Origin of the sequence: Enterococcus sp. ARL09-542 (assembly GCF_005234805.1) — a bacterium.
Lineage (GTDB): Bacteria > Bacillota > Bacilli > Lactobacillales > Enterococcaceae > Enterococcus_D > Enterococcus_D gallinarum.
This window is the reverse complement of the sequence record NZ_QPQX01000009.1, coordinates 1-12,412: the sequence shown is the minus strand read 5'-3', so window position 1 is coordinate 12,412 and position 12,412 is coordinate 1. Positions and strand designations below refer to the sequence as shown.

The 12,412-nt window shown below is 39.9% G+C and carries 12 protein-coding genes; 9 read left to right on the top strand and 3 right to left on the bottom strand.

Annotated elements, in window-relative coordinates:
• Positions 1 to 15: 15 nt before the first annotated feature.
• Together DVW06_RS10625 and DVW06_RS10620 are read right to left on the bottom strand one after the other, a co-directional pair.
• Entirely contained in the window at positions 16 to 720 is a 705-nt protein-coding gene (locus tag DVW06_RS10625) for a histidine phosphatase family protein (protein ID WP_005472589.1), read from the bottom strand.
• A gap of 20 nt (positions 721 to 740) precedes the next feature.
• Positions 741 to 1,358: an MBL fold metallo-hydrolase gene (locus tag DVW06_RS10620; RefSeq protein ID WP_003127289.1), complete on the bottom strand. Its 618-nt coding sequence runs from the start codon at positions 1,356 to 1,358 to the stop codon at positions 741 to 743.
• A gap of 322 nt (positions 1,359 to 1,680) precedes the next feature.
• On the opposite strand from DVW06_RS10620, the gene DVW06_RS10615 reads away from it, so the two are divergent.
• Both DVW06_RS10615 and DVW06_RS10610 read left to right on the top strand, forming a co-directional pair.
• Positions 1,681 to 2,217 (top strand): hypothetical protein, encoded by a 537-nt coding sequence (locus DVW06_RS10615; protein ID WP_003127290.1) that lies wholly within the window; start codon positions 1,681 to 1,683, stop codon positions 2,215 to 2,217.
• 283 nt (positions 2,218 to 2,500) lie between these two features.
• Positions 2,501 to 4,888, top strand: a complete 2,388-nt coding sequence (locus DVW06_RS10610; RefSeq protein WP_137264626.1) for an ATP-dependent DNA helicase — start codon at positions 2,501 to 2,503, stop codon at positions 4,886 to 4,888.
• Between the two features lie 36 nt (positions 4,889 to 4,924).
• Here DVW06_RS10610 and DVW06_RS10605 read toward each other — a convergent pair whose 3' ends face one another.
• A complete protein-coding gene (locus tag DVW06_RS10605; protein WP_003127292.1) occupies positions 4,925 to 5,416 on the bottom strand; it encodes a YajQ family cyclic di-GMP-binding protein in 492 nt (163 codons plus the stop codon).
• Between the two features lie 150 nt (positions 5,417 to 5,566).
• Between DVW06_RS10605 and DVW06_RS10600 the strand changes: the two genes are divergently transcribed.
• From DVW06_RS10600 to DVW06_RS10570, 7 genes are all read left to right on the top strand, one after another.
• Complete coding sequence (locus DVW06_RS10600; protein WP_003127293.1) at positions 5,567 to 6,502, top strand: YitT family protein; 936 nt, start codon at positions 5,567 to 5,569, stop codon at positions 6,500 to 6,502.
• Between the two features lie 82 nt (positions 6,503 to 6,584).
• Complete coding sequence (locus tag DVW06_RS10595; RefSeq protein ID WP_005472593.1) at positions 6,585 to 6,914, top strand: metal-sulfur cluster assembly factor; 330 nt, start codon at positions 6,585 to 6,587, stop codon at positions 6,912 to 6,914.
• 354 nt (positions 6,915 to 7,268) lie between these two features.
• The gene (locus DVW06_RS10590; protein ID WP_003127295.1) at positions 7,269 to 7,619 is read left to right on the top strand and encodes a hypothetical protein; all 351 of its coding nucleotides are present in this window, start codon (positions 7,269 to 7,271) and stop codon (positions 7,617 to 7,619) included.
• A gap of 188 nt (positions 7,620 to 7,807) precedes the next feature.
• Positions 7,808 to 8,743, top strand: a complete 936-nt coding sequence (locus DVW06_RS10585; RefSeq protein ID WP_029486858.1) for a dihydroorotate oxidase — start codon at positions 7,808 to 7,810, stop codon at positions 8,741 to 8,743.
• Positions 8,744 to 8,777: 34 nt separating this feature from the next.
• The gene (locus DVW06_RS10580; RefSeq protein WP_003127298.1) at positions 8,778 to 9,290 is read left to right on the top strand and encodes a GNAT family N-acetyltransferase; all 513 of its coding nucleotides are present in this window, start codon (positions 8,778 to 8,780) and stop codon (positions 9,288 to 9,290) included.
• 335 nt (positions 9,291 to 9,625) lie between these two features.
• Positions 9,626 to 11,722: a glucosaminidase domain-containing protein gene (locus tag DVW06_RS10575; RefSeq protein ID WP_238696179.1), complete on the top strand. Its 2,097-nt coding sequence runs from the start codon at positions 9,626 to 9,628 to the stop codon at positions 11,720 to 11,722.
• A gap of 92 nt (positions 11,723 to 11,814) precedes the next feature.
• Positions 11,815 to 12,000, top strand: a complete 186-nt coding sequence (locus tag DVW06_RS10570; RefSeq protein WP_003127300.1) for a hypothetical protein — start codon at positions 11,815 to 11,817, stop codon at positions 11,998 to 12,000.
• Positions 12,001 to 12,412 lie beyond the last annotated feature (412 nt).

Sequence of the window (12,412 nt, the reverse complement as noted above, 5' to 3'; positions counted from 1 at the left end):
ATTATTGCAAGAAAATCAAGCGAGGAGATCTTGTGAAAGGGCAAGTCCTTTCTTGATATATTCAGTGTTGCCCACTTCCGCAATTGTGAATTCACCATTTTCATAAATCAGTCGGGTAACCGAACCATTATCGATGTCCATACGCACGTTGTTTTCGTTATTGATCAAATGCAGCAAGAAGGCGATCGTTAGACCATGGGACACAACTAACGCATTGCCGCCGCCTTTTTTCTCAACCCGATACGCGATGTCTTCAAAGCCGGTTTTGACCCGTTCAGTCAATTCATCAAAGGATTCGGCCCAATTCGCTGTGTCCGCACGATGAATCGCATTGGCAACAGCCTCAAAGCTGACATGGCTAGCAATCATATTATCATAATCAGGGAAATCCAACACACGAGGAATGACGCCCCACATTTCTGCATCATAAGCCCCTTCTAAAGACCCAAAACACCATTCTCTGATTCGTTTATCAATATGATAAGGAATCTGAGGCCCACGTAAATGCTCGCCCAAGATCAAGCGCATGGTTTCGATAGCACGACCACTATCACTGGATACTGCTTCCACAAAATCGATCTCCCGGAGACCAAGCCCAAGATAATGGATTCCTTGTTCACCTGTGCGGGTCAATGGAGTATCACACCATCCCTGAACGCGCTGTAATGTATTGAACATTGTCTTACCGTGTCGCACGACATATAATTCTGTTCTTGCCATATCGTTTCCTCCTTTTACATTTATCTAAAAAATGGATTTGTCCGTTTTTCGTTTTCAATCGTCGTTGGCTCACCATGCCCTGGATAAACAGTTAATTGGTTGGGCAGAATAAACAACTCAGATTGGATACTCGTTAATAATTGTTCCAAATTACCAGTTGGTAGATCCGTACGTCCAATACTGCCTTTAAAAAGGGCATCTCCTGAAACGACAAAATCATCAAAAATAAAGCTGACACTCCCAATGGAATGTCCCGGAGTTGCCACAACGCGAAAAGAGATGCCGTCAATTTGATAATCTTTTAACGCCAATTCATGCTCTGCAGGACGTGCAGTAATACCGCCTAAGTCAGGATGGCGACCAGAAAGATTTTTTAGAGGATCTCCTAACCAATCTTGTTCTAATGGACTGACATAAACGGGGATACTGTAATAGTCTCTTAAGTGATCCACTGCACCGATATGGTCATAATGAGTATGGGTCAATAAGATTGCACTAGGCTTTGCTTCTGTTTTTTCGATTTCAGCAATGATTCGTTCAGCCTCTGCTCCCGGATCAATGATTAATAAATGCCCATCTTGCCAAACCAAGTAACAATTCTCTTGAACAGGGCCGGTGACTAAGCCAATGATTTTCATATTTTAACCTCCTCTGTTTCTTCTTTTAGTATAGCCTAAAGTATTCAAGGAAACAAAAAAAGCTTTTTAAAGATTCACAGTTTTGCTCTTTATTTAGGAAAAAGCAAGAGAGCGTAAAATGGCTCTTCTTGCGCTGGTGGAAGAAACCAAAGAGAAAATGAGATTAAAAAAATCTGCAAAAAACGGCAGTTTGATTAAAAATAGGGTCGTTTTTAAAAAACTATCCCGAAAAATTTTCTAAGAAACCTCCGTAAAAAAAATACACTGTTATACTGTAATTAATTTAAAAAACCTTAATTATGGAAATAGTGGAGGCAGTAACATGAATAAGAAAGTATGTCTAGTTTTATGCTCATTCTTTTGCAGCTTGTTACTCGCAAGCTGTGGGCAAGAAAATCAAGCAATCAAAACGAGCGAACCTACGACAGCTACTGCGACCAAGCTCAGCTCCACAAATGCCGAGAATGTCGACTTGATGCTGATTCAAGAAGAAAGCAGTCAATTTCCGCAAAGCCAAGGTGTCTATGATCTGCAAGGAGAAGAATTGACCATCGTCAAACAATACTTGCCTATGACAGAAAGTAGCAGTGATGAAACGTTGAGTGGTTCGGCACTCAAAAAAAGAAATGAAACGATCCAAGCAGACTTTGAAAAAAATTTTGCTTCCGCAAATCTTCGCTTAAAAGATGATCCCTTTGAAATCTACGAGACGACCTTACATGGGGCTTCGTTTTCCATCGATGGAAAATATTTATTTTTACGAGCCCATGGGTTGGAATTAAAATTTCAGTATGATGAAGCAACCAATCGTGCCTACGATGAGAACAATGTGCGCTATGAAGTTCAAGTGGATCAGTGACGGATACTAATGAGAAATGCCTGAAAATCAGAACAGTATAAGAAGTTTAAGAGAAATAGATGCCACAAGAAAGTGACAAGTCGATTGAGACAACTTTCGATTGCGATGATGCCAAGAATTAAAACACATCATTAGGCAAGAAGAGAGGTTGTTTTTGATATGCTGTAACCATTGTAGGCATTTTTTAAGAAAATGTGAAAAAGACTGCAAATCCTGCAGGCTTTTTTTGTTCGCTTTAAAATCAGTGAAGCTTCCGATATAATAGCTCCGAGAAGGTGATCACATGTATAAAGGAAAAATTGCTGTCCGAAAAATCGTTGAATTTATTTTGCGCCGTGGTGATATCGATAGTCGCAAAGTCAGTAACCATACTGCTCAAGAAGGCGCTCGTATCCATCGACGATTGCAAAAAGAAGCCGGCGATGCCTATCAAAAGGAAGTCTTTTTCAAAATAGAAAGCGAGATCGAAAAGGACAAGTTAACTATCGAAGGACGTGCAGACGGCTTATTCTATGACGAAGAGAAACAATGTTGGGTAATCGATGAGATCAAAACGTCAGAACCCTACTTTGAAGATCTTCCTGAGGATCAAATCGATTTATTTTTTGCTCAAGGGATGGTTTATGCTTATATTTACCTTCAAGAAGAAAAGTTGACGGAAATTGAAGTCCAACTAACCTATTACCAGACGACGGAGCAGCTGATCACCCGCGTCCGTCGCCATTTTACAGTGGAAGAACTTACTGAATTTTATACCCACTTGATCAATGAATATCATAAATGGCTGGTTTTTCAGGAAAATTGGCGCCGTGTTAGAAATACTTCACTACAACTGTTAAAATTTCCTTTCGAAACGTATCGAAAAGGGCAACGGGAATTGGCTGCTGCCGCTTATAAGACGTTAAAAAACGGCAAGCGATTGTTTGCTGAAGCGCCAACAGGTACTGGAAAAACCATATCGACTCTTTTTCCTGCACTAAAAGTATTAGGAGAAGGGGATGGCGATCGTTTGTTTTATTTGACGGCAAAAACGATCACTCGCCAAGTAGCTGAAGATGCTTTAAGCAAGTTGGCGGATAACGGCAGTGAAACAAAAAGTGTGACCCTCACTGCCAAGGATAAGATTTGCTTTTTAGATGAACGGAATTGTACGCCGGAACATTGCCCATATGCGAATGGCTATTATAACCGAATCAATGAAGCGCTATGGGATCTGCTTCATCATGAAAATCAAATCACACGAGAAGTGATTGAAACGTATGGAAAAAAGCATACCGTCTGTCCCTTCGAACTTTCGCTGGATGTCAGTGTGTTTTGTGATGTCATTATTGGTGATTATAACTATCTGTTTGACCCGACTGTTTATCTCCGACGCTTTTTTGAGGAACCAGAAGAAGATTACTTTTTCTTGATCGATGAAGCCCATAATCTCGTCAATCGTTCAAAAGAGATGTATTCAGCAGAGATTCGTCGCAGCACGTTTAAAGATCTTAGAAAGCAATTGCCAATGGATCAACAAAAACTTCGTCGAGCATTGAATAAAGTGGAGAAAGAATTCTCTGCGATTGAAAAAATCGCTGAGACGGATCATTGGGAGTACCATCATCAAAAAGAACCCCATGAAACGATGAACAAGCAATTAGCAAAGCTAGCTGAGCTTATGAAAGAATGGCTGCCAGCTAACCCTGAACATACGGCTCAGGAAGCGGTGCTACAAAGTTATTTTGAAGTGAATCACTTTTTGAAAATTGCTGAATTCTATGACGATCATTATGAAACAACAGTAGAGGTCACTCGATATGAGCTGACTCTTCGTCAATTTTGCATTGAACCGGCTCATTTTCTACAGCAAGTGTTAGACAAAGGAAAAGCCAGCTTGTTGTTTTCAGCCAGTTTCACGCCTCTTGATTATTACCAGGAAGTGCTGGGAGGCGGAGAAAAAGCATTACGCTATAGACTGCCAAGTCCATTTGATCCTGCAAATCAAAAAATCCTGATCGCAAATTACATCCAGACGACTTACCGGCAACGGACAGCCAGTCTGCCAGCGATCGTAGATGCCCTTTATCGAATGGTTCACGCAAAGTCAGGCAATTATATGGTTTTCTTTCCTTCTTACCAGTATTTGGACGAAGTAGCAGAAGCATTTCATCACGCGTATCCGACTATTAAGATGCTCGTACAGGATACAGCTATGAATGAAACGGAACGAGAAAATTTTTTAGCGGAATTCAAATACGACACGGCGGACGCTGAAGAAAAAACTTCGTTGATAGGATTTTGCGTATTGGGCGGAATTTTTTCGGAAGGCATCGACTTGAAGGGAACTCGTCTGATCGGAACGGCGATTGTTGGTGTCGGATTGCCGCAAATCAATCACGAACAAGAACTGATTCGGGACTATTATGAAGAAAAAAAACATGCTGGTTTTGCCTATGCCTATCGGCTGCCTGGAATGAACAAAGTTCTGCAAGCAGCGGGACGTGTCATTCGTGATTCTAGGGATCAAGGCGTGATCCTGTTGCTGGATCAGCGTTTTCATACAACGGCTTACCAGCAACTGTTTCCATTACACTGGCAACACGCCCAAACCTGCTTTCGACCAGAGCAGATTAGCAAAGCAATGGACCATTTCTGGCAAAAACAAAAAGACTCTCAGCACCGATCGTAGACCGTACATGCGGTTTGCGATCGGTACAGAGAGAAGTCAACGATAATTTGTGAATTGTAAATCGATCGGTAATTCAAGCTTGCGCAGCAGCTGGATGACTTCTTGTAAATCGTCACGGCTTTTACCAGTGACACGAATCTGATTGTCTTGAATCTGCGTTTTAACTTTCAATTTTGCATTTTTGATGGCGGTCGTAATTTTTTTCGCCTGTTCTTTATCAATGCCGTTGATCAATTCTGCAGTCTGACGGGCTTTGGCGCCAAGTGCATGTTCAGTCTGTGAGAATTGGATATTTTTTGTCGGAACACTTCGTTTGATGAGTTTGCTGCTTAACACATCTTTGATTTGTTCAAGTTTGAATTCATCGTCTCCCACGATTGTTAATTTATTGCCATCCATTTTAATTTCAACTGTCGAACCTTTAAAGTCAAATCGATTCTTTAATTCTTTTTCTGCTAGTTGGATGGCATTTTTTACTTCTTCTGTATTGATTTCAGATACAACATCGAAACTTGCTTCTTTTGCCACAAAAGATCATCCTTTCTATTTTTCTTTGATTTTACCATGAGTCAGAAAAAAGAGGGGAGAGAAACTAAATTTTTGCAAATAATAGTTTCAATTTTAGACACAAACTGCTATTCTTTGGAAGGAGATTTTTTGTGAAGGAGAAATGGCATTGTGAGTAAATTATGGACGAAACATCAGCAGTCGGAAAGACTGAAAAAAATCGGGGTTATTTTGTTGTCAGGATTGACCGCAGCGATCGCGTTGAATTTCTTTTTGATTCCTGCAAAAGTACTTTCTGCAGGGATGAATGGTGTTGCCCAGTTGATCGTAGCAGTCGGGTGGGAACAATTCGGCTTGCATCTTAGTACCGGTCTCTTTATTTTGCTTTTGAATGTGCCAATCTTTATTTTAGGCTTTATCAAACTAGGCAAAGCTTCCACTTGGATGAGTTTTATTAACGTTGTAGTGGTCTCTTTAATAACGATGATTTTGCCTCAAGGAGAAATCACAAACAATATCCTCGTGAATTCGTTGATTGGCGGCGTATTACTTGGTGTTGGAGTCGCTTATTCGTTAAAAATGGGTTTCACAACGGGAGGAATGGACATCCTCTCATTGATTTTATCAAAAACGACAGGTAAGACTGTCGGCAAATATATGTTTATGCTTAATGGCATTATTGTTATGCTGTCAGGGTTTATTTTCTCATGGGAGAGCGCCTTGTACACGATCATTTCCATTTTTGCTATGAGTTATGTGGTGGATATGCTTCATACAAGCCATCAAAAAGTTACGGCATTGATCATCACCACCAAAGCGGAATCTGTCGGCAAGAATATTTCAAAACATGTGTTTCGCGGTATGACATTGTTGCCATCTGTAGGAGGGTATTCTGGTGTTCCTGGAAATATGATTATGATGGTAGTTACTCGTTATGAAATCTATGATTTGGAACAAGCTGTTTTAGAAGCGGATGAGAATGCATTTATCAACTTTGTTCCGACTCAATCGATCACAGGACGTTTTGCAACAGACGATGAACAGCGTACATTCAAAACAACCGGAGTCTTTCCAGAATTGAAAGTTAACAAAAAGAATCGTCCCTAAGGAAAACGAAAGCGAAAGTGTCATTTACAAAGGGATTAAAACAAGTTATGATTTGAACAGATCATCAAAGGAGGTTTCGACTATGCCTTATACTGAAGCAGAAAGCGAAGCAATCAAAGAACGTGTCTTAGCAGCGTTAGAAACAGTTATTGACCCAGAATTAGGGATTGACATTGTCAATCTTGGTTTAATATATGAAATCGAATTTGACGGGGAAACAGGCGATACAGTTATTAAAATGACATTGACCACTATGGGTTGCCCATTAGCCGACGTTTTGACCGAACAAATTCATGAAGCATTAAGCGACATTCCAGAAGTCAAAAATCCAGAAGTAAAATTAGTCTGGTATCCCGCTTGGACGACCGATAAAATGAGCCGTTATGCACGGATCGCGTTGGGGATTCGCTGATTCCAATGCAGCGGCTGTTAGTTTCGTAAGTCGTTTGAAATAGTATGGATGTATAAGTACATTTCATTCTCTAAATAATCCGTAGAAATTTTGGAACTCTTTTATTAACTTTTAAGATAAGTTAGTAAAGGAGTTTTTTAGTTAAACAATTTTTTATTAGTATCTGTTGCATTTTCAATAAGGAAACGCGACCCCATACCTCTGTTAAACAGGAAGCTTTATAGTAAAAGAAAAGTGAGTCTGAATTTAGCGAAATGAACGATTTTCGTGCGACGACTGCTTGTCGTTTCAGAGACCATTTTTGTAAAAAATGATAAAATAATGATCGATAACTAAAGAAAAGGAATCCGGCCTATGCTATTAACAAAGAAAAAACTCTCTCGCCTAGCGGCTCCCTATAATGAAGGAGATATGAGTATTGGTTTTGCCGAATCACAAAGTATAGAAAGTATAAGCAGCAAAACGATTTTACTTGTGAATGATCGCCAAGTAATCATTTTATTTTTGAACTTTTTTCAAACAAAAGTCATTGATCACATGGCTTACACCAGAAAAGATCTAGTCAATGAGCAATTAAGTCAAGGGTTCAATGGGTTAGACGTTGTTTGGCGTTTTACAGTCCAAAATAAAAAATGGCGTTTTCGCATACTAAAGAAAATAGTCACACTAGGAAAAATGCAAAGAGAATTGATCGAGCGGCTCTAAAAGAGGGTACGTACCTAAATTGTAAAAGAATTTTGAGCGGTAATTTGATGAAGACTGATTGTCTTTTTTTCAAGGATCTCAGCGAATAGAGAATTGCTACAAATAAAATAATGACGAAACCTAAAACGGCAATTGCATTTTGCAAACTAGAAAGGTAAACTATTTTCAATGAAGAAAGGAGACGAACAATGTTAACGACTAAATTTGGTGAATTCACCTACGACAATCCCTTTATGAATGCTTCCGGCGTTCACTGTATGACCACTACGGATTTGGAGGAACTTGCAGCATCAGAAGCCGGTTCTTTTGTTACAAAAAGTGCCACTTTAGCACCGCGAGAAGGAAATCCCGAACCGAGATATGTGGATCTCGCTTTAGGAAGTATCAATTCAATGGGATTACCAAATAAAGGCTTAGACTATTATTTGAATTTTGCTTTAGAGAAACAAGAAGCAATCGCTCCTGAAGCACCTTTCTTCTTTTCTGTTGCAGGCATGAGTGTTGAAGAAAATATTGAACTTCTAAGAAAGATTGAAGCTAGCAACTTTCGTGGTATCACAGAGTTGAATCTTTCTTGCCCGAATGTCCCAGGAAAGCCACAAGTTGCTTATGATTTTCCATTGACAGAACAAATTTTAGAGCAAGTTTTTAGTTTCTTCACGAAGCCTTTAGGCGTGAAATTACCGCCTTATTTTGACCTGGCGCACTTTGATCAAATGGCTGAAATTTTGAATAAATTCCCTTTAACATACATCAATTCTATCAATAGTATTGGTAATGGTCTATATATAGACCCAGAAACAGAAGCAGTAGTGATCAAGCCTAAAGAAGGCTTTGGCGGTATCGGTGGCGAGTATGTCAAACCAACAGCACTCGCCAATGTTCGGGCTTTCGCAACCCGACTAAAACCAGAAATCAATGTAATCGGAACTGGCGGCATTCGTTCTGGACAAGATGCATTTGAGCATTTGTTATGCGGAGCGACGATGTTACAAATCGGAACGGAATTACAAAAAGAGGGACCAGCGATTTTTGCCCGTCTGAAAAAAGAATTGACAGAAATTATGACTGCCAAAGGCTACACATCGATCGATGAATTCCGCGGTAAACTTCGCTCATTGTAGCCGATTAGCAAATTGCTACTGAAGGAGGAATGGCATGATCCAGTTTAGAAAAGCGACGCTCTCTGATTTGCCGGAAATGATGGCTCTCTTTGAGATGGGCATACAATCCTTAAAAAAACAAGGCTCACCTCAATGGCAAAATGGCTATGGTCCCACTCGTGAAAAAATCAAAGAAGATATCAATCAACAAGAAAGTTATCTCTTGTTATATGACGATCAAATTGCTGCTTCTGCCGCTTTAGTCAAAGGGGTCGATCCCCTTTATACTGCGATAATCGAAGGTAGTTGGTCAGGGGATGGGCCTTATGCATCAATCCATCGTGTCGTAGTCAGTGACCATTTTAGAGGCAAACAATTGAGTGCACATTTACTAAAAGCGCTAGAGGAAGAAGCGTTAGCAAAAGGGATCCATGATTTACGGATTGATACCTATCAAGCAAATATTGGAATGCAGAAAGTGATCGAAACCTGTGGTTATCAATATCGTGGGCAAGTTGTTTTCCCTATTCCACACGGTGAACGACTGGCCTATCAGAAATTAATCTAATTGATTGGGTGAATATAGTAATATCTGCTGTAATTGCCAGACCACAAGCGGAATGGCTGAGCCATACTAATTCCTTAATTTCCTTAGCGGGTTCAGGTCGAATTTGGGCAGCTTGTTTAGCTCATAAATAAGATGTTTTTTGAAAGATTGATCATGACGGAAAGAAAGATAGCAAGTTTTGCGTAGCTTTATTATGCAGGGCTTGCTATCTTTTTGTTTATTTTTATTCCGAATAGACGAAATTAATTAAATGTATAAAAATAGAGAGTTATCACTTTATTTTAATATTTTGCATATGGTAAAGTTGATTTGAGTAAACAATGGAGGAGAATCCAATGAAAAAAAGAAAAAGTATGCGTAAGGCGTTGGCAATGCTAGCGGCTCTATTGATCACCCTTGGACAAGGGGTGCCTGCGGTTGAAGCATTGACTGTCTTAGAGAATAACGCAGAATCAGCAATAGTCGATTCAGGCTCATCAATCTCAGACGAATCAAATGAATCCTCAGAACCATCTGAAGACCGAACGGCCGATTCTTTCGAAACGGCATCAAGCAGTCAAAGTATGGAAACAGAAGAATCCATTGATGAAAGTCATTCTACTGAATCATCGTCTTCTAGTGAAACGACTGAGGAAACAAGTGAAAGTACAAGTACGTCTGAAAGTGAGACATCTTCCTCAAGTAGCAGTGCGTCGACAACGGATTCAACTAAGGATTCTACAACGCCTAGTATGTCTTCTACTACCGAAAGGCCATCAGGAACCAGTCATTCATCAAAGCCAAATGATACGACAGCAAATTCCACCCAAAGTTCTTCGGAACCAAAGACATCCAACACAGGTTCTTCAGTCAGCCAATTGCCGCCATCCAATCAGCCTATAGCAGATTCTTCCCAGACAGTTGATTTATCAGATAAATTGGTTACCACCCCAACTGATTCTAATTTGAATGGCTATATCTTGCCGTTGTTGAATCAGTTAGCAAATGAACGATCCGCAGCGCTGATTTCAGAAGCGTTGAATCAACTAGGCAAACCATATGAAAAAGATGCGCAGGGTACTGGATTTAATAATCTTTCGTTGCCTATTGCTGTTTATCATGGCGTTTTTGATATAAAAGGGATCGAAACTTATGATCAGCTTAGCCGGGTAGGAAAGCAAACATCACTTGAAAAAGCCGTACCTGGAGATCTTTTGTTTTGGAAAGACGGTCAGCAATTAGTCAAAGCAGCAATTTACCTTGGACAGGATAAACTGATCATGGCAGATCAACCCCAAGCGGAACAAATAGTCAAGGAAGAAAAAGCGGCGACAGAAAACAATGGCGTACGCATTTATACTATTACTGATAAACAGAATAGTACTGCGGAAACAAAACAATTGATCCAAGAAGATCAGGTAAACAAACCAGATGTAGTAGTTCATTTTTCTGACTCGCAAAAAGTAACACCTCATGGACAATCACTAATCGCTAAGTATGCGGCTAGCTATGATTTTCGCAAGAATCCGCAAACAGAAGCATTTGTTGCGGCAATTGCAGAAGATGCTCGGGAACTAGGCTTAACTTATGGTGTGTATGCGTCGGTTATGATTGCACAGGCAATTTTGGAAAGCGGATCTGGTCAGAGTGGCCTTGCTTCTCCTCCGTATTATAATTTGTTTGGAATCAAAGGAACTTCCGGTAGTCGTTCCGTTTCTATGATGACAGCTGAGGATAATGGGACCGGAGAATTTTATACGATCCAAGCTGCTTTTCGTGCCTATACAGGATACAAGGAGTCGTTAAAGGATTACGTTCATTTACTGCGGACAGGAATTAGTGGGAATGCTGATTTTTACAAAAAGGTTTGGCGTTCTGAAGCAAAAAACTACCTGCAAGCGACTGAATATTTAAAGGGGCGTTATGCAACGGATACGAGCTACAACAATAAACTGAATTCATTGATTGCTGTCTATGAATTAACGAAATATGATGAAGCCAAAGCTGACAGCGGCGTTGTCCTACAATCAAAAGAAGCGATTCCCAAAGAGTATCGGCAGCTGTTGGTGTTTCCTGATTATAACGGTGTAAATTATAATACCTCAGGTTCTTATCCAGTCGGACAATGTACTTGGTATGCTTACAATCGGGTCAAGCAATTGGGCGGCAGTGTGGATGAATATATGGGGAATGGTGGAGAATGGGGAGCAACCGCAAAACGTTTAGGCTATAAAACGGCGGCTACTCCAAAAGCAGGCTATCTGATCAGTTTTAGCCCAGGCACTGCTGGCTCTAGCACACAATATGGACATGTCGCCTTTGTGGAAGCGGTTGGCAAAGATGGCATTTTAATATCAGAGGGCAACGTTATTGATGGCAAAACGATTTCTTATCGAATCATTCCCAATGAGCTTGCTTATTCGCAAAGTGTCAGTTATATTGCCCCAAAATAAAATTTCGACCAAAAACTCTAGCGAATCGTAAAAATTCGGTTGTCAACTTCTGCCACAATTGCTAAGATAGAGCACGTAAAGGACGGTGCCGAATGAAAAAACGTATCAAAAAGAAAAAAGCCTATAAAAAGTATATCCAAGACATATTCACAGGATATGAAGAAATGTTGGAAAATCCTGAGCTCAAGGAGAGATCCTTTAGTTATTTGAAAGAAGAAACAGTCTTGAGACGTGATGAAAACGATCAGATTCGTTTTCGGACTCGGGACATTGATTAAACTGCCTATTTTAGGCAGTTTTTCTTTTTCAAAAATAATTGAAAGTATTTCAGAAAAACACTTGCTCTTTCATACGCTTAATGATAAAGTAGTGAACGTTGGCAAAACACGCCGACAGTCAAAACCTTTCAAAAAAACTTTTTGAAAAAAGGGCTTGACCAAAACGGAAACAGATGATATTATAACGAAGTCGCAAATTTAAGAAATCAATTTGATGCTGATGCAGCAACAAAAAAGATTGAAAAAAGTTGTTGACAAATAACAATTCATTTGTTATTCTAATGGAGTCGCTGATGACGCACAGGAAGTTGTTGAATAAACACTTTCGAAAAAAACTTTTAAAAAAAGAGTTGACATTCACTTGTTGATCTGATATGATTTAAAAGTTGCTAACGCAGCGCAGTAGACCTTT